Source organism: Micromonospora sp. NPDC047465 (assembly GCF_040643125.1).
Lineage (GTDB): Bacteria > Actinomycetota > Actinomycetes > Mycobacteriales > Micromonosporaceae > Micromonospora.
On sequence record NZ_JBEYTP010000004.1, the window covers coordinates 71,883 to 93,373 of the forward strand.

The 21,491-nt window shown below is 72.8% G+C and carries 21 protein-coding genes and 1 pseudogene; 13 read left to right on the forward strand and 9 right to left on the reverse strand.

What is annotated here, in order from left to right; genetic code table 11:
• Positions 1–96: 96 nt before the first annotated feature.
• The 4 genes from ABZ793_RS05820 to ABZ793_RS05835 are packed head-to-tail and all read right to left on the reverse strand — an operon-like array spanning position 97 to position 2,839.
• On the reverse strand, positions 97–696 hold the full coding sequence (locus ABZ793_RS05820) for a tyrosine-type recombinase/integrase (protein WP_357452506.1): 600 nt from the start codon (positions 694–696) through the stop codon (positions 97–99).
• Complete coding sequence (locus ABZ793_RS05825; protein ID WP_357452509.1) at positions 600–1,580, reverse strand: hypothetical protein; 981 nt, start codon at positions 1,578–1,580, stop codon at positions 600–602. Before ABZ793_RS05825 ends, ABZ793_RS05820 begins: the two co-directional genes overlap by 97 nt.
• Before the next feature lie 11 nt (positions 1,581–1,591).
• On the reverse strand, positions 1,592–1,885 hold the full coding sequence (locus ABZ793_RS05830) for a helix-turn-helix domain-containing protein (protein WP_357452512.1): 294 nt from the start codon (positions 1,883–1,885) through the stop codon (positions 1,592–1,594).
• 18 nt (positions 1,886–1,903) lie between these two features.
• On the reverse strand, positions 1,904–2,839 hold the full coding sequence (locus ABZ793_RS05835) for a replication initiator (RefSeq protein ID WP_357452515.1): 936 nt from the start codon (positions 2,837–2,839) through the stop codon (positions 1,904–1,906).
• Between the two features lie 1,549 nt (positions 2,840–4,388).
• Between ABZ793_RS05835 and ABZ793_RS05840 the strand changes: the two genes are divergently transcribed.
• Complete coding sequence (locus ABZ793_RS05840; RefSeq protein WP_357452518.1) at positions 4,389–4,862, forward strand: hypothetical protein; 474 nt, start codon at positions 4,389–4,391, stop codon at positions 4,860–4,862.
• 287 nt (positions 4,863–5,149) lie between these two features.
• Positions 5,150–5,578, forward strand: a complete 429-nt coding sequence (locus ABZ793_RS05845) for a hypothetical protein (RefSeq protein ID WP_357452521.1) — start codon at positions 5,150–5,152, stop codon at positions 5,576–5,578.
• Between the two features lie 520 nt (positions 5,579–6,098).
• Here ABZ793_RS05845 and ABZ793_RS05850 read toward each other — a convergent pair.
• Both ABZ793_RS05850 and ABZ793_RS05855 read right to left on the reverse strand, forming a co-directional pair.
• Positions 6,099–6,593, reverse strand: a complete 495-nt coding sequence (locus tag ABZ793_RS05850; RefSeq protein WP_357452524.1) for a hypothetical protein — start codon at positions 6,591–6,593, stop codon at positions 6,099–6,101.
• Between the two features lie 224 nt (positions 6,594–6,817).
• Positions 6,818–7,276, reverse strand: a complete 459-nt coding sequence (locus ABZ793_RS05855) for a carboxymuconolactone decarboxylase family protein (protein WP_357453154.1) — start codon at positions 7,274–7,276, stop codon at positions 6,818–6,820.
• Positions 7,277–7,428: 152 nt separating this feature from the next.
• Here ABZ793_RS05855 and ABZ793_RS05860 point away from each other — a divergent pair, with 152 nt between their 5' ends.
• Positions 7,429–8,295 (forward strand): sigma-70 family RNA polymerase sigma factor, encoded by an 867-nt coding sequence (locus ABZ793_RS05860; protein ID WP_357452527.1) that lies wholly within the window; start codon positions 7,429–7,431, stop codon positions 8,293–8,295.
• 101 nt (positions 8,296–8,396) lie between these two features.
• Here ABZ793_RS05860 and ABZ793_RS05865 read toward each other — a convergent pair.
• A pseudogene (locus tag ABZ793_RS05865) lies at positions 8,397–8,852 on the reverse strand (VOC family protein); the annotation flags it as partial.
• On the opposite strand from ABZ793_RS05865, the gene ssd reads away from it, so the two are divergent.
• From ssd to ABZ793_RS05900, 7 genes are all read left to right on the forward strand, one after another.
• The gene (gene ssd / locus ABZ793_RS05870; protein WP_357452530.1) at positions 8,823–9,926 is read left to right on the forward strand and encodes a septum site-determining protein Ssd; all 1,104 of its coding nucleotides are present in this window, start codon (positions 8,823–8,825) and stop codon (positions 9,924–9,926) included. The pseudogene ABZ793_RS05865 and the gene ssd sit on opposite strands and share 30 nt — an antisense overlap.
• Positions 9,923–11,134 carry a TadA family conjugal transfer-associated ATPase gene (locus ABZ793_RS05875; protein WP_357452533.1) on the forward strand — a complete coding sequence of 404 codons (1,212 nt, stop codon included), beginning with the start codon at positions 9,923–9,925 and terminating at the stop codon, positions 11,132–11,134. Before ssd ends, ABZ793_RS05875 begins: the two co-directional genes overlap by 4 nt.
• Before the next feature lie 272 nt (positions 11,135–11,406).
• Entirely contained in the window at positions 11,407–12,444 is a 1,038-nt protein-coding gene (locus ABZ793_RS05880) for a hypothetical protein (protein WP_357453157.1), read from the forward strand.
• Complete coding sequence (locus ABZ793_RS05885; protein WP_357452536.1) at positions 12,444–13,238, forward strand: type II secretion system F family protein; 795 nt, start codon at positions 12,444–12,446, stop codon at positions 13,236–13,238. Before ABZ793_RS05880 ends, ABZ793_RS05885 begins: the two co-directional genes overlap by 1 nt.
• Positions 13,239–13,265: 27 nt before the next feature.
• On the forward strand, positions 13,266–13,433 hold the full coding sequence (locus ABZ793_RS05890; protein WP_357452539.1) for a DUF4244 domain-containing protein: 168 nt from the start codon (positions 13,266–13,268) through the stop codon (positions 13,431–13,433).
• A complete protein-coding gene (locus ABZ793_RS05895; protein WP_357452542.1) occupies positions 13,430–13,798 on the forward strand; it encodes a TadE family type IV pilus minor pilin in 369 nt (122 codons plus the stop codon). Before ABZ793_RS05890 ends, ABZ793_RS05895 begins: the two co-directional genes overlap by 4 nt.
• The gene (locus tag ABZ793_RS05900) at positions 13,795–14,190 is read left to right on the forward strand and encodes an Rv3654c family TadE-like protein (protein ID WP_357452545.1); all 396 of its coding nucleotides are present in this window, start codon (positions 13,795–13,797) and stop codon (positions 14,188–14,190) included. The genes ABZ793_RS05895 and ABZ793_RS05900 overlap by 4 nt, the downstream gene beginning before the upstream one ends.
• Positions 14,191–14,383: 193 nt before the next feature.
• Here ABZ793_RS05900 and ABZ793_RS05905 read toward each other — a convergent pair whose 3' ends face one another.
• Positions 14,384–14,962: a hypothetical protein gene (locus ABZ793_RS05905; RefSeq protein WP_357452548.1), complete on the reverse strand. Its 579-nt coding sequence runs from the start codon at positions 14,960–14,962 to the stop codon at positions 14,384–14,386.
• A gap of 334 nt (positions 14,963–15,296) precedes the next feature.
• Entirely contained in the window at positions 15,297–17,747 is a 2,451-nt protein-coding gene (locus ABZ793_RS05910) for a DEAD/DEAH box helicase (RefSeq protein ID WP_357453160.1), read from the reverse strand.
• A 162-nt stretch (positions 17,748–17,909) separates the two neighbouring features.
• On the opposite strand from ABZ793_RS05910, the gene ABZ793_RS05915 reads away from it, so the two are divergent.
• The 3 genes from ABZ793_RS05915 (at position 17,910) to ABZ793_RS05925 (ending at position 21,431) form a co-directional block, all read left to right on the forward strand.
• Positions 17,910–18,266, forward strand: a complete 357-nt coding sequence (locus ABZ793_RS05915; protein ID WP_282263055.1) for an STAS domain-containing protein — start codon at positions 17,910–17,912, stop codon at positions 18,264–18,266.
• A complete protein-coding gene (locus ABZ793_RS05920; protein WP_357452553.1) occupies positions 18,266–18,706 on the forward strand; it encodes an ATP-binding protein in 441 nt (146 codons plus the stop codon). The genes ABZ793_RS05915 and ABZ793_RS05920 overlap by 1 nt, the downstream gene beginning before the upstream one ends.
• A 370-nt stretch (positions 18,707–19,076) precedes the next feature.
• Positions 19,077–21,431, forward strand: coding sequence for a sodium-translocating pyrophosphatase (locus ABZ793_RS05925; RefSeq protein WP_350701813.1), 2,355 nt, complete (start codon positions 19,077–19,079; stop codon positions 21,429–21,431).
• Positions 21,432–21,491: the final 60 nt, after the last annotated feature.

Sequence of the window (21,491 nt, forward strand, 5' to 3'; positions counted from 1 at the left end):
TCTAGCCGGATGGTCTATGGTCGGCGGGTGCCCGGGGTCCGATGACCCCTCGGACTTGCGGGCAGACCCTTTCGCCCTCGCTCATCGTGACGTCCGTCACACTCTGCGAAGTTTAATTTGCAGGGAGTGGAGGTGACACCACTCGACGTATACAGGTCCGCTCAGGCAGACTGGTCGGCACGACGAGCGTTCACATCTCGCACAACAGACAGGCCCTCGGCGGTTGCACCCCCCGTGACCGCTGAGCGGGTTCGGCTCGACCCCCCCGGAGCCGAACCTCCCGACGACCCCCGTCTCCCCCCGACGGGGGTCGTCCCTTTCCGGGAAGCGCTCCCGGCCTGGTGGAGGCACTTCTCCGAGGCCGGCCGGGCGGGGTGCCGGGCGGAAAGTCAGCGAATCGTCAGCGAACGTCAGCCGCACCCGGTCGGCGTAGTCGTCGGGCGTGTGCGTGTAACGATTCAGCGTCGTTGACGCCTTCTCGTGCCCCACGACCCGCCGCACGATGTTGACCGGCACCCCATCCGTCACGAGCCAGGTGATGTACGAGTGCCGCAGGTCGTGGAACCGTAGCCCGCCGAACGCCGAGGCCGCCGCGTGCGCTACCGCCGCCGCCTCGTCGGCGAACTCCGCCCGCTGCTCCCGGCCGTCCCGGTCCGGCCACGACGCCACCCACCGGCCCGGCGCCACCTCGGCCACCCGGCCGAGCAGCCCGGCCCGCACCAGCGACGGCAGCCACACCCGCCGCCGGAAGTTCGACCGCCGCTGCGGCCCGCCGTCTCGGCGGCGAAGATCAACGCCCGACCGTCCGGCACCGCTGCCCCACGCCGGCGACGCAGCTCGTCGACGAGGAACGGCGGCATCGGAACCGTCCGCACGCCGGCCCGAGTCTTCGGGTACGCCCGCAGCACGATCCCGCCGTGGGTCTCCACCGCCACCTGGGCGACGTGCAGCAATCCCCGATCAAGGTCGACCGCTTCCCACGGCAGGCCCGCGCACTCACCCCAGCGCAGTCCCGCCCCGGCGGCGGCGCAGACGATGCCTCGGTGTTCGGCCGGCACGGCGGGCAGCAGCCGGCCGAAGAACGCCTCCCGGCTGATCGTGCCAGCGCGAGCTTCCCGCGCCCGGTTATGCGGCACCCGCACCCCCTCGCACGGGTTCACCGCGATCAGGCGCGCCCGGATCGCCGTTTGCATGATCATCGACAGCATCCCGAGGTGCTTCGCCGTCGTCGACGGCGCCAGAGTCCGGCCGAGGTTGGTCACCCACTCCTGTACCGCCAGATAGTCGATCCGAGCCAACGGCCAGTCCGCCCACTGCGGCAGCAGGTGAGCCCGCAGCATGGAGTCCGTCCGCTCGGCTGTCCGAGCCTCCACCGACCGCCCGGCGAGCCACCGCGTCACGAACTCCCCGAACCGCATCCGCCCCGCGTGCGGGTCGACGTAAGCGCCCCGGTTGAGCGCGCCTTCCACCTCGGCGAGGAACGCGTTCGCCTCCTTCTTGGTGCGGAACGTCTTCGCCTTCTGCCGGTCGGCCGAGTCCCGCCAGTTCGCCCGGTACGTCCCGGCCGGCGTCTTGCTCACGAAGCCCACGGTCACCAGCCCCCGCGCGGCGCGTCGGTACCCGTTGCCGAAAGCTCGCCGCAGGCACCGTCCAGCCAGGCGTGGAAACGGCTACGCGGCACCACCCAGCGCCGCCCCAGCCGCTCGGCGGGGATCTGCCCAGCCCGGACCAGGGCGTAGGCCGAGCTGACCGACAGAGACAGCAGCGCGGCCACTTCCTTGACCGTGTAAACGGCTCGGACCGGCCGGGGCGGGTAGTCGCCGGGGGCGACTTCGCCAGCACGAGGCCCGGCCTGCCGAGGCGCGAACGGCACGACGATGGACAAAATTTCCTCCCCAGAGGTTCAGGCCGCGAGCGCGGCAGGTTGATCGGTTGCCGAAACGGCGGCGGCTGTTCGTAGCCGGGCGGTGTCGAGGTCCGCGCGCCAGCGGATGCGGGCGGAGATCGATCGCAGGAGTCGGTGTTCCAGGGGTGGCACGTCCGGGTCCTCGGGCCGGGCGAGTTCGCACCGGTACCGCTTCGAGCCGTCCGTCTCGTCGGCCGCCGGGTCGTGCTCCTCCGTGTCGGCCATGCCGCCCGCGAGGATCGCCCGCACCCAGGACCGGTTGTCCGCCCGGTGATCGGCGAGGGTCTTGCCGGACCACTGCCGGGAGACGAGTACGCGGCGGCCGGTGAAACCGAGGGTGGAGCGCTGGTGGACCTTCCCGGTGCACCGGCCGGGGGTCAAGCCCGCCTTGACGCCGTCCGGCTGGACGCCGTAGAGCAGCCAGTTCGCGCAGGTCGGCGAGCAGGGCAGCGCGGACAGTTCCGCGTGGAGGCGGTCGAAGTGGGCCTTCTGCGCGTCGGAGCGTGGCTTGGCCTGGTCGGTCAGGTCCTTGGTGACGTACTTGGTCACGTACCGGATGGACCGATCGGCGTCCTTGGTGCCCTGCTCGATGCCGCGGGCGTCGATGCGGCCGAGCCGAGCGACGTAGGCGGGTCGGCTGTCGGGCTCTTCCAGGGCGTCGAGGGCTTCGCCCCAGGTGGGCAGCGGCTCGCGCGTCTTCGGGTCGACGTACGCCTGTCGGTCGACGTCCCAGACCGGCGGCTTGTCGACCGGGTAGACCTGCTCGTCGAAGGGTGGCCACCACACCTGGTGGTAGGTGGCGGCGGCGATCTGCTTGAGCAGCCGGCGGGGCAGGGTGCCGCGGATGGCGAAGTGCGCGTGTGGAGCAAGGCGCCGCGCAAGCGCGGCGCACGGGCGGGCTGCGGCACGCTGCTGGCGGCCTCCGGCCGGCATCGCGCGCCGCAGCCCGCCGCACCAGACGACGGCTGTCCAAGTACCCGAGGCGGGTAGCTGCGCGGTGCCGCTACCGTGATGCCGTGACGACCTACGAGGCGGGCGCAACGGCCGTGGACATCCTGCTCGCCAGCGCCGCTGTCGCCCTGGTCTCTTGCGCTGCCTGGGTGGTCATCCACAGCCAGCGCGCGTCAACGGTTCGGCTGTTCGGGCGGACCCTGCATCACCCCCGGCTGTGGGCCGCAGGGGCAGCATGTATGAGCTTCTACGTTCTCCTGGGGCTAGGAAACCTCACGGAGGTCACGCCCAGCACTTGGCGCACTCCAGGCCGATGGATCAGTGCTGTGCTGTTACTGGCCGCGTTGGCCCTAATGGCCACCCACGGGGTCCTTGACTATCGCGCCAGGCGTCGGAAGGGTCGTGAGCAGCGAGTTAGGCCGTGACGAGCGCCAGCGGGGCCGGCCGCCGTCGACGTTAGGGCGCTCGGCTGCCGCGCCGCTCCGCGGCTTGCCACCGGGTACACGAACGTCCAGGCGCGCGGAGAGCCAGCGGCACGGCAAGCCGCCCCCGACCGAAGGCCGGGGGCGGTAAGCCGCACGCCGCCGGGCAACCGCGTGCCGGTAGCCGGTGTCCCAGACGGTCAGCAGCGGTCATGGTCGGGCACCACGGCACTGCCGCTGGGTAGGCGTTCCGGACAGATCACGACAGCGGCAAACGATCTTCCAAACTGATGGTGCGGAGATCGCGGGCGAGAGAGCATCCTCTGATGCTGACTTGCGTGGTGAATGACTGTGATCGCCCGGCGACCCGTGGACAGGCGTGGACGGGCGACCCGCTGGAGGGGATAGAGCAGTACCGGAAGGGAATCAGGCTCGAACTGTCTGTGATGGACCTCGCCCTCCGGTTGGTGCTGTGTGATGAGCATGCCCGGGAGTTGACAGTCGCTGCGTGGGAGGCGGCGCTATCCAAGCTCGACGGGTGGGGCTGGCAGCCGCTTCGTGGGCCGACCGGCTGACCGCCCGCAGCACGCCATCCGAAAGTCAGCGGATCGTCAGCGAACGCCGTACCGCGTGATCCGACTCGATCATGCTCGACGGCACGACCGATGCGTCTGACCACGCGGTACGGCACTTGATCACACTCGCTGCTACGTCAGGTCACTTTCCCCCCGACGGGGGTCGTCCCTTTCCGGCGGGAGCGCTCCGTTGCAGGTCACAGGTCGTCTCCGTCCTTGTCGAGGCCGCTCTCGGAGGGCGGATTCTCAGCCGGAGGCAGCAGGGAGGCAGCGGAGCTGTCGAAGGCCGCCAGGACGCGGGCAGCGCTCGTACGTGCGTCAAGGCCCGCTTGACGTGGCGGGCCGGGCGGCGGCCCGCTTCCCGGAGGGCGGGTCGGCGGCAGACGGGGATGGCGCAGGCCAGAATGTTGCGAGGTTGAATTTGATTGGCTGGTTCGAAGTAATGAATTGGAATCGCGGACTTTATCCTTGCCCTGGCCGCGGCTCTCTGGACCCTACGGAAGATGCAAGGAGATGTGAACAATGAAAATGTCTATGGAGGATCGGCATGTAATTCTTCGAGAGCTTAAGGAATCTGCAATTCCCATAAAGGATCAACTGGTGATGCTGCAGGTTCTTGAAGAGTGTAAAGAAGAATTAAAAAGAGAGTTTAATGCGATGTTTTCCTTCAGCTACCCTAGGGAGACGCAACTGATTGTATTGGAGGCGGAGAGTTACTACTTCGGTCTAGGATTTGCCGCTTATCCATACGAACGAGCTGCCGAGCCGGTAGTTCCTAAGAGACTGATTGCTTCAGGGAGTGTCAGTTTTAATAATCACCTAGACGATGAGGATCTCGATGAGGATGGGGATTATTGCTTATTCAGCGAGAAACTATTCGTGAAGTGGCTGGGCCGGATATTAAATGAATTTAGAGGATACGAAGACTTCCCTTATCGAATAGCTATTTCTTATCGTGGTGGCACATATTGTCGTGATGTAGCGACCGGAAGACTAATTAAAGAGTGACCTGAGTGAGCAAAGCGCTCGTAGTCAGAGATCAAGTCGGTACTGCCTGTGGGTGAACGAGCCGAAGCCGAAGCCGGCGGCTGAGTGACTAACTGGGTGACGACCGGGGTGTGCGGGGCTGGACGTCCATGGACGACGACGGACGCGAGCGGCAGCGTACGGCCAAAGGTTGGCCCAGGTGGAGAGACCCTGATCGTTGCCTGGGGGTCAAGGAGTCGTGGCGCTGGCTTGCCTTCGGGCGCGCGGTCGTTCGGATGGCAGCCGCTGACAGTCCTTAGGATCCGACCATGCCCGTGCCGATAGATGAGCTGATCGCTTACAGCGAGGGACACCTGGACGACAGGGACGTTAGCCGCTTCCTGCGGGCGTACGAGCGCGATTGCGGCAAGCTGAGCTGGGTTGGCGAGAGGGCGGAAGCGTTCGATGAGGTCGACCGGGAGGGCGCGCGCCAGATCGGGCTTACACACGCGTTTCTAGCGCCGGGACCATGGGCGACGCCTGCGGTGGAACGGCGGTTCTTTGCCGAGGTCCGGTGGCTGGTGGCGTGGCTGGAGGAGATCTCAGGCGAGCTTGGACTGGTGTTTGCGCTTCGCTACAACGACCGTGATCTCGGTTGGATACGTAGGGGCGTCACCGACGACGCGATCAGCGAAGGGCTGATCGCCGTTTGGGAGCGCGACTTGGAGCGCCTGGATCGCGACTCGCCGAGGCGCTGAGTAAGGCCATCGGCTCGTGCGGTCAGGGCTGGTCCCGACGATCGCGGGCAGTCGCCCCACCCCGCGAGGTGGTGTCGACAGCAACGGTGACAGCAACGAAGGGGGACGAGTACAGCCGCCGACCGCCCTGCGCGGACAGTGGCCCGAGGTCGCGGATGCGGACGGACCCTGCCAGACGGAGCGCCCAGAACTTGTAAGCGAGACGTCGAGCAGCAGCGAGGCAGCAAGAAGGCAGCGCGAGCCTCGATGCGCGTCGGCTTCGGACGTCAACCGACGACGCCCGGCACCTGCTCGCCGACGTAGGCCGCCACCAGTTGGCAGCAGCCGACAACTTGAGACCGCATCCCCCCGACGGGGGTCGTCCCTTTCCGCCGCGAGCAGCGTGAAGGCATCCAGGATCAGAGCCGCGCAGTCGTCCGGGGTGTGCGTGTAACGATTGAGCGTCGTGGACTCCTGCTCGTGGCCCATGACCCGCTGCGCCAGGGCGCCGTCGGTGACCAGCCAGGTGGCGTAGGCGTGCTCAGGCGTGGGCGAGGACGGCCGGGGGGCGGGTGCGGCGCTGGTAGGAGCGGGTGCAGAGGGCAAGTGAGAGGCCAAGGCCGGCGAAGGCGAGTCCGCCCACGTAGCCGACCCAAGGGGACCAGCCTTCGGCGTCGCCGACTGTGAAGCCGGCAGCCGCGGCGATCATGGTGGCGAGGCCGTAGGGGGTGAGGGCCACGGCGCCCGGCCAGCCCAGGACGAGCAGCGTCCAGCGTGGCAGCCGCTCGCCCCAGGGCCGGGTCAGCGCGGTCAGCAGCAGCACCCCGCCGAGGGCGCCCAGCACGGTGAAGTCGATTCCATGCTGCTCCAGCCACACCAGCGCCTCGGGTGCACCGTTGGCGCGCATCGAGGCGGCGAGGTCGCCTGCCGGTCGGCCAGCGATCCCGCCGAACGCCCAGTAGGTCTTCATCAGGATGTAGGGGGTCAGCGCAGCAGTTCCGAACCAAACGGCCTTCGGGGACTTCATCGAACTCATGCGTTGATTCCAGCGCAGCTCCGGGTCCGAGACCTCCCGCGAGGGAACCAACCGGCTCCCCTGCAAGGGGGATCAACGACGGCCGTGCGAACTTCCGTAGGCCGGTGCAGTGGCGTTTGTTGACCGCGCGAACCCCGAACCGCCAACCGCAGCCGGCTGTCGCTCGAACTTCGGTGGCGCCGCGGCGGGGGCGCCTCCGCCCCCTCGCCGCTGTCGGCGCCCGCTCAGCCCCAGATCTGCGGCGCGGGCTGTCGGGTAGTGACGTTCAACCGGTTGAAGAAGTTGGTGGTGGCGATCCAGAGCACCAGCGCGGACAGTTCCTTCTCGTCGAAGTGCCGGGTGGCCTCGTCCCAGACCTCGTCGGGCACCGCGTCGGCCCGGTCGGCGAGCCGGGTCGCGGCCTCGGCGAGCGCGAGCGCGGCCCGCTCCGCTGTGGTGAAGTACGGCGTCTCCCGCCATGCGGCCAGCGCGAAGAGCCTCTCCTCGGTCTCTCCGGCCTTCCGTGCGCTGCGCGCGCCGGAGTCGACGCACGCGCTGCATCCGTTGATCTGGCTGGCCCGCAGGTGGACCAACTCCAGCGTGCTGGTGGGGACACCGGCGGAGTGCGCCGCCTTGTAGAGCAGGTTGATTGCCTTCGCCGCGTCGGGGAGCAGCATCGCGGGGTTCTGGATGCGGGCCTGCATGGTCATCTGGTCCTGTCCTTCCTGTTACGCTCGCTGGCGTTTCTCGCCGCAGCGTTCTCGTCCGTCACCCTGATGTCGGCAGCGGGACGGCCGGCGTGACAGATGTGACTGCGGTCACGTGGAGGCTGGACGTCGGCCAGGATTGCGATGCCATGAGCGACACCGATCTGCTGGCTCTGCGCTTCGAGGAGCAGCGTCCCCGCCTGCGGTCCGTGGCCCAGCGGATGCTCGGCTCCGGGGCCGAGGCCGACGACGCGGTCCAGGACACGTGGCTGCGGCTCAGCCGCGCCGACGTCGACGGCATCGACAACCTGCCAGGGTGGCTCACCACCACCCTCGGGCGGGTCTGCCTCGATCGGCTGGGGTCGAGCACGGCCCGCCACGAGCAGCCCGCCGACGTCGCCGAGGACGATCCGGCCACGGCCGGGTCCGTCGAGGTCGATCCCGAGCGGGAGGCGCTGCTCACCGAGTCGGTCGGACGGGCGCTGGACGTGGTGCTGCGGACCCTCGGTCCCACCGAACGGCTGGTCTTCGTGCTGCATGACATGTTCGCGGTGTCCTTCGACGAACTCGCCCCCGTCGTCGACCGCAGCCCGGCCGCCGTACGGCAGATCGCCAGCCGGGCCCGCCGTCGTGTGCAGAGCGGGCCCCCGACGCCGGAGACGGACCGGATTCGGCAGCGTGGGGTCGTCGAGGCGTTCCTGGCCGCGTCCCGGGAGGGGCGCTTCGACGACCTGCTCAGCCTCCTCGACCCGCACGTCGTCCTGCGCTCCGACGCCACGGCCGTCAAGATGGGCGGAACGGGCGAGGCACGCGGCTCGTCCGCCGTGGCCGCCTTCTTCTCCGGGCGGGCGCAGGCCGCCGTGCCGGCGTTCGTCGACGGCGCGCCGGGCGCGGTGGTGGTCGTCAGCGGCCGTACCCGCATCGTGATCAGCTTCGTGGTCACCGATCGGATCGCCAGCGTCGAGGTGATCGCCGACCCGGACCAGATCGCCGCCCTCGACCTGGTCATCGACTGACCGGCGCGGACGGTCTCCGGCGAAGGACCAGGGGTTCGTCGGCGGCGCGGCTTCCGATGTCGCGCCGCCGTGCACGGGCTCTCCGCTGCCGCCAACACGCGGCACTCCCGCCACCGTGCGACCCGGGTGGCGCCGAGGGCGAGCAGCCGGGCGGTCTCCGCCACCACGTCGTCGGTCTCGGGGTCGAGGTGGAAGCGGGGCGCGTCGTCGACCGCCTGCACGGCGGTGACCAGCCCTGGCAGGGCGTCGTGCAGCGGCGCGGTCGGTTCGGGCGGTCGGCGTCGGCCCGCCACCGCGCCCGGCCGAGAAGCTCCACGAGTCCGTCGGTCAGGTGGCGGATCGTGCCGGCGACGTACGACAGGGGCCGTGCCGGGGGGCGACGGACATAGCAGATCGATTCGCGCGGTGGGCGCTGTCCACAGGCGCCGAAGTTGTCCACAGGCTGGCGCCGTGGGGCGGCGTCCGGTGGCGGATCGGGGGCAGGGTCTCGGGTCAGCAACCCCGGAGCCCGACCGCTGGAGGCCGCGATGCCACCCCGTACCTCCGTCCCGCCGCACCGGCGACTGCCGCTGCTCGTCACCTCGGACGGCGACCTGCTCGACGACCTGCTCCGGCTCGCCGCAGCGGGCGGCGTCGAGGTGGAGCTCGCCGCCGACCCGGCGGCGGCCCGGACCCGCTGGCTGCCCGCCCCGCTCGTGCTGGTCGGCGCCGACCAGGCCCAGCCGTGTCTGCGGGCGCGGCTGCCGCAGCGGCCACGGATGGTGCTGGTCGGCCGGTCCGGGGAGCCCGATCCCGGCTTCCAGGTCGCCGAGCTGATCGGCGCCGAGCACGTGGCCGTCCTGCCGGCCGCCGAGCCGTGGCTGGTGGACCGGTTCGCCGAGTGCGGGCCGGAGGGCGCCGATCGGGGCGTAGCCCGGATCACCGCCGTGCTGGGCGGGCGTGGCGGCGCCGGGGCGAGCATCCTGGCCGGCGGGCTCGCGGTCACGGCCGCCCGTGCCCGGCTGCGCACTCTGCTCGTCGACGCCGATCCGCTCGGCGGTGGGCTCGACCTGGTGCTGGGTTGGGAGCAGTTGGAGGGGCTGCGCTGGCCGGCGCTGACCGACGCCGACGGCCGGGTGGACGCGCCGGCGCTGGTGCGGGCCCTGCCGAGCCGGGGCGACCTGGTGGTGCTCTCCTGGGACCGGGGCGACCTGCTCGCCCTGCCCGCCCAGGCGATGGCGGCCACGGTCGACGCCGCCCGGCGGGGCCGGGACTTCGTGGTGGTGGACCTGCCCCGGCAACTGGACGACGCGGCCGTCACCGCACTCCAGGCGGCCGACCACGTGTTCGTCGTCGTACCGGCCGAACTGCGGGCCACCGCCGCGGCCGCCCGGGTGGTGGCGGCCGCCGCACCGCACTGCGCCGCGATGTCGGTGATCGTGCGCGGTCCGGCACCGGGCCGGCTCGGGGCCGCCGAGGTGGCCCGCGCGCTCGGGCTGCCGCTCGCCGGCACGCTGCGGCCGGAGCCGGCGTTGGCCCGTGGCCTGGAGCGGGGCGAGGCACCGGCCGCCCACGGCCGGGGGCCGCTGGCGGCCCTCTGCCAGCGCATCGTCGCCGACCTGACCGGCACGCCCACGGCGGATGCGGCATGACCGGACCGTCCGAGGGCGACACCCTCGCCTCCCGGGTGCGGCAGCGGATCGCGGCCGCGGCGACCCCGGTCACCCCCGCCGCGATCGTGTCCGCCGTACGCGCGGAACCCACCGCCGCCGTGCTGGGCGACACCGCCCTGCTGCGGATAGCCGACCGGGTGCACGACGACTTGGTGGGTGCCGGTCCGCTCGCGCCGCTGCTGGCCGACCCGGAGGTCACCGACGTGCTGGTCAACGGCGTCCGGGTCTGGGTGGACCGGGGGCAGGGCCTGCACCAGGTCGCGGTGCCGATCGGCACGGTCGACGACGTTCGCCGGCTCGCCCAGCGGCTCACCGCCAGCGCCGGCCGGCGGCTCGACGACGGCTCGCCGTACGCGGACGCCCGGCTCCCCGACGGCACCCGGCTGCACGCCGTGCTGCCGCCGGTGGCGACCGACGGTCCCTACCTGTCCCTGCGGACGTTCCGGCAGCGGCCGTTCACCCTCGACGAGTTGGTACGCCAGGGGACGGTGCCCCGGCCGATGGCGCCGGTGCTCTCCGCCGTGGTGGCGGCCCGGCTGGCGTACCTGGTGACCGGCGGCACCGGCTCGGGCAAGACGACTCTGCTGAACACGCTGCTCGGGCTGGTGCCGTCGACCGAGCGGATCGTGCTGGTGGAGGACGCGGCCGAGCTGCACCCCCGGCACCCGCACGTCGTCGGGTTGCAGGCCAGAACTGCCAACGTGGAGGGCTCCGGCGCGGTCGGGCTGACCGACCTGGTCCGGCAGGCACTGCGGATGCGGCCCGATCGGCTGGTCGTCGGCGAGTGCCGGGGCGGGGAGGTGGTCGACCTGCTCGCCGCCCTGAACACCGGTCACGACGGCGGTGCCGGCACCCTGCATGCCAACGCCCCCTCCGACGTGCCGGCCCGGCTGGAGGCGCTCGGGATGCTCGGTGGGCTGCCCCGCCCCGCGCTCCACGCCCAGGTGGCCGCCGCGCTCCAGGTGCTGCTCCAGGTGCGCCGGGGCGAACAGGGGCGGGTGCTGGAGTCGGTGTGCCTGCTCCTGCCCGAGGGCCCGGACCGCCTGGTCGCCGCGGTTCCCGCCTGGGTACGCGGGCGCGGCCTCGGTCTCGCCGCCCGCGCGCTCGGAGCGCTGCTGCGGGAGCGCGGCGTGCCGGTGCCGCCGATCCTCAGCGAGCCGTGGCCCGGATCGGCGGGCCCGAAGTGAGCGCCCCGTACGCGCTGGTGGCGCTGCTGGCGATCGCGTCGGCGGTCGTCGTGGCCAATCTGCTGGGCGGCCTTCGGAGCAGGCGGCGCACCCTCGTGAGCGAGGCACAAGGGAACGCGTCGGCCGGGGCGGACGATCCGCTCGTCGACTGGATCACCGAGCTGCGCCGGGCGTCGGAGCCGGATCTCCGCCCCGCCCCGCCGGACCGTCCCGCCGAGACGTTTCCCGGCCCGGCCGCTGTGGCGGTGCCGACCGGCCGGCAGCCGGGTGAGATGTCCGAGGTGACCGCGCCGGCGCGCCTGCCGGCCGTGGCCCAGGCCGCCTCGGTCCGCCGGGTGCCTCCGAGCGGGCGCGGACCGGGCGGCGCGGCGCAGTGGCCGCCGCGGGACGTCGCGGACCGGCCGTCCTGGCCGTGGCCCGCCGGTGGTCACCCCGGCCCGTCCCGACCGCCGGGACCCGCCCGACCACCCACCCGGCGGGACGCGCGACGTCCCGTCGGCGCGCCGGCCCCGACCGCTGCACCCACCCGTCGACCCGACGTTCGGGCGGCCCGTCCTGCCGGTGCGGGGCGGCGAGACTGGTCGGGCGTGTTGACCACGTCACCGAGGCGCACGCTGCTGCTGGTGGGGCTGGCCGGCGTCGCGGCCGGACTGCTGCTGGCCGGGCCGGTGGCGGCGGTGGCCGTCGGCGCCTACGGCACGCTGGCCGCCCGCGCGCTGCTCCGACGGCAGTCCGGCCAGCTGGCGGACCGGGCCCGGCGACGTCGGCTGGACGAACTCTGCGGGCTGGCCGCCGATCTGCGGGCCGGCCTGCCGGTGCCGGTCGCCGCCGAACAGCTCACCCTCGGACGGCCCGGAATCGCCGCCTGGATCGGTCGGGAGGGCGCGGCGCCCGGCGACGGGCGGGCCTTCGACGTCGGAGCGGACACGCTGATCAAGCCGCCCCGGCGACCCGCCGGCAACGGCCCGGACCGGCTGGAGCGGCTGGCGCGGGCGGCCGTACGCCTCGCCGACCGGACGGGCGCGCCGTTGGCCGAGCTGCTGGAGCGCATCGAGGCCGACGCCCGTTCCAGCGACCGGGGACTGGCCGCGGCGGAGGCCCAGGCGGCCGGGGCGCGCGCCACCGCGGTGCTGCTCGCCGCTCTGCCGCTCGGCGGCATCGGGCTCGGCTACGGCATCGGCGTCGACCCCGTGGCGGTGCTGCTGCACACCCCCGTCGGCGGTGCGTGCGCGGTCGCCGCCGTCGCCCTCCAGGTCGCGGGCCTGTTCTGGGCCGAGCGGCTCGGCGCGACACCGGGGCGGGCGGGCTGATGCCCCGGGCGGTGCTGGTCGCGGGCTGCCTGGCGGCGGTGGCCCTGCTCGCCGTCGCGTTCCTCGCCGGCCGGCGGCCGCTGCGCCGCCTGCGTGCCCTGCGCGGGGCGCCGCCGGGAGTACGTCCGGCCGGCTCGGTTCACCGACCGGTGGCGCCCGGGACCGGCGACGAGGCGCCGGAGGGTGCGCGGTCCCGGCGCCGGCCAGATGCGATCCGGCTCGCCGCCGGGCTGGGTGGTCTGGCCGTGGCCGTCGTGGTCGGCGGCTGGCCCGGGTTGCTGACAGCCGCGCCGGCGGCGCTGCTGCTCGACCGTCTGCTGCGCCGGATCGAGCCGCCGGCCGTACGCAGGCGGCGGCTGCGGGAGGCCGCCGACCTCCCGCTCGCCGCCGACCTGCTCGCGGCGGCGATGCGGGCGGGGGCGCCGGTGGACAGGTCCGTCCTGGCGGTGGCGGACGCGCTCGACGGGCCCCTCGCCGACCGGCTCGCCCGGGTGGGCCGGTTGCTGCGGCTCGGCGGCGGCCCCGAGGAGGCATGGGAGCCGCTCGCGTCGGTGCCGGGCGCCGAGCGGCTGACGGCGGCCGTCCGCCGCTCCTCGAACAGCGGCGGGGCGCTGGCCGGCGCGCTGACCCGGCTCGCCGACGACCTGCGCGCCGACCGGTCCACGGCTGCCGAGGCGGCCGCCCGCCGCGCCGGCGTCCTCATCGTGCTGCCGCTGGGGCTCTGCTTCCTGCCGGCCTTCATTCTCGCCGGCCTGGTGCCGGTGATCGTCGCCGTTCTCGGCGACGTGCTCTGACCAACCCTCCAGAAAGGACACGCACACATGCGCAAACTTCTCGCCCGTCTGCACGGGGACGCCGGGATGAACACAGCCGAGTACGCCGTCGGCACGCTCGCCGCCGTCGCCTTCGCCGGGATCCTGCTGAAGGTGCTGACCTCCGGCAACGTGCAGTCCGCGTTGACCGCCGTCATCGACCGGGCGCTCAAGTGAGCTGGCGCCGGTCGGCCGGCCGCGACCGGGGTTCCTTCACCGCCGAACTGGCGGCCGGCCTGCCGGCGCTCCTGCTGCTCCTGCTCACCGGGCTGACCGCGGTGAACGCCGTCGGTACGAGGGCGGGCTGCCTGCACGCGGCCCGGGAGGCGGCGCTCGCCGCCTCCCGGGGCGAGGACGGGGTGGCCGCCGCCGGCCGGGCGGCCCCGGCGGGCGCCGAGGTCACGGTCACGGTCGACGGCCAGCGGGTCACCGCCACCGTCCGAGGGCCCGTACGCGCACTCGGCACGCGGCTGCCCAGGATCACCGTGACCGCGACCGCGGTCGCGGCGGTGGAACCCGGCGTCCCGGCGTCCCGACCGTGACCGGCTCGTCAGTGCCTCGTCCCGGAGGAACCGGCGGGGAGCGTGGCGGAGCGAGCGTCTGCCTGCTCGCGGTCGGGCTGGTGTTCGTCCTGGTCGGCCTGTTCGGGGCGGCCGTCGGTGCCGCCCAGACCGCCCGGCAGCGGGCCCGGGTCGCGGCGGACTTCGGCGCGCTCGCCGGTGCCGGGCAGGCCCTCCGTGGCGAAACGGCGGCGTGCGGTCGGGCAGCCGAGATCGCCGCCGCCAACGGCGGCTCACTGCTGAACTGCCGGCTCGACGGCCTCGACCTCCTGGTGACCGCGGAGGTGGCCGTCACCCCGATGCCCGGCCTGGCGCGGGCCGCCACGGCGACCGCCCGCGCCGGACCGGTCCGGGCTGACGAGGAGGGGAGCTGACCAGGAGAGGGATTGGTCAGAGGCCAGGTCGCCCCGGCCAGGTCGGCAAGGAGCCGGGCCGGGTGGCGGAAACGCCGCCTCACGCCGCCGTGATCCGGCACCTCACGTCGCCGTGATCCGGCACCTCACGTCGCCGTGATCCGGCACCTCACGTCGCCGTCGAGCGCCGCCAGGCGTACCCGGGCCCGGCGGGTCAGCGTGCCTGGAGGGCGTCGAGGGCGACGGCCATCGCGATCACGATTCGACGGTCGATCTGCGGGTGCTGCACCTGGACGACGTACCGGTCGCGCAGGCCCCACTGCTTGATCACCGAGAAGACGGGCTGGCCGTCGGCGACGAAGTCGAAGTGGTACGGCAGCCAGGACAGCGAGTCGACGAAGCGCCGCAGCAGCGCCACCGGCATGCTGCGTTCCTGGCCGGTGATCTGCGGCAGCCCGGCCTGCTCCACGTGCCACGTGGAGCGGAGCAGCGACTGGGCGAAGTCCTTGCGGAACAGGCCGATCGGGTTGCCGGCGTGGTCGGTCACGTCGTACGTGGCGCCGATGTCGAGGCGCTGGCGGGCCTTGAAGCCGAGCAGCGGCTGCTGCTTCGAGTCGTCGGTGTAGATCGTCACCTGCTCCTTGAAGGCGAGCCGCTTCTGCTGGGCGAACGCCAGCATCCCGCCTTCGGAGCCGTCCGGTGCGACGGCGTGGACCTCGTACTGGTTGACCATCATCCGGATCCGCTGCCGGATGTGGAACTGCTGCTGGGACTGCAAGGTGTCGGGCTGCATGGGATCTCCTTCGAGGGGTGGGCCGGAGTGTCGCACAGGCTCAACCGTCCCGCCGGCCCTCAGGTAGCGAGCGGCCCCCGTCGTCACCCGCGCCTTCGCCACCCCGAACCCACCGCCGGAGCCCGCCACCCGGGCCCACCCGAAGCCACCGCCAGATCGCATCGCCGGGCCCGCCGCCGGAGCCCGCCACCCGGGCCCACCCGAAGCCACCGCCAGATCGCGTCGCCAGGCCCGCCGCCGGAGCCCGCCGCCGGAGCCCACCGCCCGAAGCCGCCGCCGGAACGCGCTCGCCGGAATCCGCCCCCGCGTGGGACGGCAGCGCGCGATGGGCTGGTCAGTCCCGGACGGCAGCGTCACCCGGAGCAGCGGCGCGATGATCCGGGGTGCCACCGGCATCCCCGGACCGGCGGGGCGCCGGTACGCCGTCGGGCAGGTTGGCGAGCACCACGTCCAGCACCTTCACCGCGTCCGGCTTCGAGAGCGGGTTGTTGCCGTTGCCGCACTTCGGGGACTGCACGCAGGACGGGCAGCCCGCCTCGCAGCCGCACTCCGCGATCGCGTCCCGGGTGGCCCGCAGCCAGGCCGCGGCCGTGCCGTACGCGCGCTCCGCGAACCCCGCCCCGCCGGGGTGCCCGTCGTAGACGAAGACGGTCGGCGCCTCGGTGTCCGGGTGCACGGCGGTGGAGAGCCCGCCGATGTCCCAGCGGTCGCAGGTGGCGGTGAGCGGCAGCAGCCCGATCGCGGCGTGCTCGGCGGCGTGCAGCGCGCCCGGCACGTCTGCCGGCTCCACGCCGGCGGCCGCCAGAGACTGCGGCGACAGGGTGAACCAGACCGCCACGGTGCGCAGCTCCCGGGCCGGTAGGTCCAGCGGGCGGGTGTCGATGACCTCGCCGGAGGCGATCCGTCGTCGCTGGTACGACACCACCTGGCTGGTCACGTCGACCTCGCCGAGGAAGAGGCCGACGGGCCCGGCGTCCACGTACGAGCGGACCGACACCACCGACAGCGACGTGACGTCCCGGGCGTGGGTGGACCAGTCCGGCTCCTCGGGGTGCACCAGCGCGCACCCGTCGGCCAGGTCGAGCGAGTCGACCACGTACGAGACGCCCTGGTGCAGGTAGACCGCGCCGGGGTGGAGCAGGAAGTGCGACGAGCCGCCGTCGACGGTGCCGAGCAGCCGCCCGGTCGCCGCCTCCACCACGCAGACCGGCGCGCCGCCCTCGCCGCGCAGGTCCACCTCCGGCCGTTCCCGGTGCCGCCAGTACCAGCCGGTCGGCCGCTGTCGCAGCGCCCCCGCCGCCACGAGCTGGTCCACCGCCTCCTTGGCCCCGTCGCCGAAGAGTTCAAGGTCGGCCGGGGTCAGCGGCGCCTCGACCGCCGCGCAGGCGAGCTGCGGGGCCAGCACGTACGGGTTGGCGGGGTCGAGCACGGTCACCTCCACCGGCCGGCCGAACAGCGCCTCCGGGTGGTGCACCAGATAGGTGTCGAGCGGGTCGTCCCGGGCGACCAGCACGGCGAGCGCCTCCTGCCCGGAGCGCCCGGCCCGGCCGGCCTGCTGCCACAGCGATGCCCGCGTGCCCGGGTAACCGCAGATCAGCACCGCGTCGAGCCCGATCAGGTCGACGCCCAGCTCCAGCGCGTTGGTCGAGGCCAGCCCGAGCAGGTCGCCGTGCAGCAGCGCGCGTTCCAGCTCGCGTCGCTCCTCGCGCAGGTAGCCGGCCCGGTAGGCGGCCACCCGGCCGCCGAGGCCGGGCACCGCCTCGTCGAGGGCGCGGCGGGCGTTCGCGGCGACCACCTCGGCGCCGCGCCGGGAGCGCACGAAGGCCAGTGTGCGTACCCCCTCGGCGACCGTGTCGGCGAGCAGGTCGGCCGTCTCCCGCAGCGCCGACCGGCGGACCTGGGTGAGGTCCGCCTGCTGGTCCGCGTGGGAGTCCGGCGGCAGCAGCGGCGGCTCCCAGAGCGCGAAGGTCACCCCGCCGCGCGGCGAGGTGTCCTCCGTGACGGCGGCGACGGGCAGCCCGGTGAGCCGACCGGCCGCCGCCGCCGGGTCACCGGAGGTCGCCGAGGCCAGCACGAAGACGGGGGTACGCCCAAACCGGGCGCACTGCCTACGCAGCCGGCGCAGTACGTGCGCGACGTGCGAGCCGAAGACTCCCCGGTAGGTGTGGCACTCGTCGATCACCACGTACGCGAGCCGGCGCAGGAACCCGGACCACTGGGCGTGGCCGGGCAGGATGCCGTGGTGCAGCATGTCCGGGTTGGTCAGCACGAACCGCGAGTGCCGCCGGATCCACTCCCGCTCGGCGCGCGGGGTGTCGCCGTCGTAGCAGGCGGGGCGTACACCCTCCAGCTCCAGCGCGGCGACGGCGCGCAACTGGTCGGCGGCGAGCGCCTTCGTCGGCGCCAGGTAGAGCACGGTGGCCCGGGGGTCGGCGAGCAGGGTGGCCAGCGCGGGGAGCTGGTAGGCCAGGGACTTGCCGGACGCGGTGCCGGTGGCGACCACCACGTGCTGGCCGTCGTACGCCAGGGTGGCGGCCTCGGCCTGATGCCGCCAGGGCGCGACCACGCCGCGCCGGGCGAACGCCGCGCGCAGCTCCTCCGGCGCCCAGCCGGGCCACGGGGCGGGCTCGCCGGCCCGGGCCGGGACCCGTTCGACGTGGGTGACCGGATCGACGCCGTTGCGGGCCCGCAGCCGGCCCAGCAGGTCGGCCGGCGATCGCCCGGGGCTGGCGCCCGCGGATACGGTGGCTGCGGACGACGGCTTCAGGTCGTCGCGCGGCGTCAGACGCGCCGAGCTGAAGCTGTCGGAGGTCACGTCCTGCACTCTCGCACTGGTGTTCGGGATGAAAAGCGGGGTATGGGGATCCCTTCGCCGGTGAGCAGAGCCGTATCCGGCGGGGATGGTTAGATGCCCAGGAGAGTTTACGGCTCTTGCGAGGGAGGACCGATGGAGCTGTCGCTGGCGACCCGCACCGTGGGCGAGCACACAGTGCTTGAGGTCGGCGGTGAGGTGGACGTCTACACCGCCCCCCGGCTGCGGGAACGGCTCCTCGAACTGATCGACGGCGGGGCCCGCCACGTCGTGGTCGACCTCGGCCGGGTGGACTTCCTCGACTCCACCGGCCTGGGCGTGCTGGTCGGCGCGCTCAAGCGGCTGCGCTCGGCCGGCGGTTCGTTCGCGCTGGTCTGCGACAAGGAGCCGCTGCTCAAGATCTTCCGGATCACCGCGCTCGACCAGGTCTTCCCGTTGCATCCCACGGTCGACGCGGCGATCGGCGCGGACCCGGCCGGCGCTGGCGCGTGATGGCCACGGTCCGGCTCTCCTTCTCGCCGGCCCCGGTGCACGTGCGCACCGCGCGCCTGGTCGGCGTGGCGGTCGCCCGGCGCGCCGGGGTCCGCGAGGACCTGCTCGACGAGGTGCGCCTCGCCATCGGCGAGGCGTGCACGCGCGCGGTCGCCCTGCACCGGCAGTACGGCGTGTCCGATCCGGTGCTCGTCGAGATGTCCGACAGCGGGGCGTACGCGGTGCGGGTCGTCGACCGCGCGCCGATCGAGGCCGGCCTCGGCCTGGCCGCGCTGGACGCCGACCAGCTCGCCAACGAGTCGTTGAACGAGGACGACCTCACCACCGGCGTCGGCTTCGCGCTGCTCGCCGGCTTCGTCGAGGACCTCCAGGTCCGCCCGGTCGACGAGGGCATCGGCACCGAGGTGCGGATGGTCTGGCCCGTGGGTCGCCGAAGCTGATCCGCCCCGGCCCCGGCGAGGGGCCGCGTCGCTCCTCCACCGCCCTCCGGCAGAGGGCGTCGCACGCCGTCAGGCCGCGTCCCGCGAAGGGACGCGGCCTCCTTGTAATGGACGGACTCCTATATCAGATTTTTCCTCATAACACAGCGACGAAGATCATCGAGACAGGGTGCCCCCTCGGTGTGACCTCCGACACTGCGGAGGGCTACAGTACGCGGGTTGTCAGCAAGTGATCGCATCCCGCAACCAGCGGGAACCGTGTCATCGCTGGTCCGCCGGGGTGGGTTGGCGCGCTTGCGAATCCGCATCCAGGCGCCGGGTCGGTGCGTCTCCACCGGCCGGCGCGAGCGTTCGGTACAGGAGGACACAGATGTCCGACACCTTGGCCGCCGAGGGCGGCGGGATCTCCCTCACCGGAAACAATGTCACGTACGTCGTCATCGCCGCGGTGATCGCGCTGGTGGCGCTCGCTTTCGCCGCCGCACTGACGAAAGCCGTACTGGCCGCCGGCAAGGGCACCACCAACATGCAGGAGATCTCCGGCGCGGTTCAGGAGGGCGCCTCGGCCTACCTGCTCCGGCAGTTCCGCACCCTGGCGATCTTCGTGGTCATCGCCGTGGTGCTGCTCTTCCTGCTGCCGGTGCACGACACCGACGGCAACGAGACGGCGGTGAAGATCGGGCGCTCCGCCTTCTTCGTCGTCGGCGCGTTGTTCAGCGCGTTCATCGGCGGCGCCGGCATGTGGCTGGCCACCCGGGCCAACCTGCGGGTCGCCGCCGCCGCCCGGGAACGGCAGGGTGGCCGCGAGGGCGCCATGAAGATCGCCTTCCGCACCGGCGGCGTCGTCGGCTTCCTCACCGTCGGGCTCGGCCTCTTCGGCGCCGCGCTGGTCGTGCTCTTCTTCCGGGGCGACGCGCCGACCGTGCTGGAGGGCTTCGGCTTCGGCGCCGCGCTGCTCGCCATGTTCATGCGGGTCGGCGGCGGCATCTTCACCAAGGCCGCCGACGTGGGCGCCGACCTGGTCGGCAAGGTCGAGCAGGGCATCCCCGAGGACGACCCGCGCAACGCCGCCACCATCGCCGACAACGTGGGCGACAACGTCGGCGACTGCGCCGGCATGGCCGCCGACCTCTTCGAGTCGTACGCCGTGACCCTGGTCGCCGCGCTGATCCTCGGTCGCGCCGCCTTCGGCGAGCAGGGCCTGGTCTTCCCGCTGATCATCTCCACCATCGGCGTGCTCATCGCGATCGTCGGCGTCTTCATCACCCGGCTGCGCGCCTCGGACCGCAGCGGCCTGACCGCGATCAACCGGGCCTTCTACATCTCCGCGCTGCTGTCCGCGGTGCTGGTCGCGGTCGCCACGTACGCGTACCTGCCGGCCACCTTCGCCGAGCTGGAGGGCGGGCTCACCGACGTCGACGAGAACCCGCGGGTCGTCGCCATCGGCGCGGTCGTCATCGGCATCGTGCTGGCCGCCGCGATCCAGGCGCTGACCGGCTACTTCACCGAGACCGACCGGCGCCCGGTGCAGGACATCGGCAAGAGCTCCCAGACCGGCCCCGCCACCGTCATCCTCGCCGGCATCAGCGTCGGCCTGGAGTCGGCGGTCTACTCGGCGCTGCTGATCGGCGCCGGCGTGTTCGGCGCGTTCCTGCTCGGCGGCAGCTCCATCACGCTCTCGCTGTTCGCCGTGGCGCTGGCCGGCACCGGCCTGCTCACCACGGTCGGTGTGATCGTCGCGATGGACACGTTCGGCCCGATCTCCGACAACGCCCAGGGCGTGGCGGAGATGTCCGGCGACATCGACGAGCACGGCGCCCGGACGCTGACCGAGCTGGACGCGGTCGGCAACACCACCAAGGCGATCACCAAGGGCATCGCGATCGCCACGGCCGTGCTCGCCGCGACGGCGCTCTTCGGCTCCTACACCGACACGCTGCGCACCGCGTACTCCGATGCGGGGGTGGGCGACGTCGGCGCCGAGATCCTCAACTCGCTGAACGTGGCGAACCCGCGCAACCTGGTCGGCCTGATCATCGGCGCGGCGGTGGTCTTCCTCTTCTCCGGGCTGGCCATCAACGCGGTCTCCCGCTCGGCCGGCGCGGTCGTGATGGAGGTCCGCCGGCAGTTCCGCGAGCTGCCCGGGATCATGGACCGCACCCAGCGCCCCGAGTACGGCAAGGTCGTCGACATCTGCACCCGGGACGCGCAGCGCGAGCTGATGACCCCCGGCCTGCTCGCCATCCTCGCCCCGATCGCGGTCGGCTTCGGCCTCGGGCCGGGCGCGCTCGCGGCGTACCTGGCCGGGGCGATCGGGGCCGGCACGCTGATGGCGGTCTTCCTGGCCAACTCGGGCGGCGCCTGGGACAACGCGAAGAAGCTCGTCGAGGACGGCGCGTACGGCGGCAAGGGCTCCGAGTCGCACGCCGCGACCGTCATCGGCGACACCGTCGGCGACCCGTTCAAGGACACCGCCGGCCCGGCGATCAACCCGCTGATCAAGGTGATGAACCTGGTCTCGCTGCTGATCGCGCCGGCCGTGGTGGCCTGGAGCGTGGGCGACGAGAAGAACACCGCCCTGCGGGTCGGCATCGCCGTGGTGGCGACGCTGATCGTCGTCGCGGCGGTGGTGTTCAGCAAGCGCAAGGGCGTGGCGATGTCCGACTCCGGTGCCGGCACCGGCACGGGCAGCCCGGACCAGCGACCGGAGACGGTCAACGCCTGATCCGTCCGGCATCCGGTCCCCGGTCGGCCCGCGTGGCCGGCCGGGGACCGTGCCGCCGCG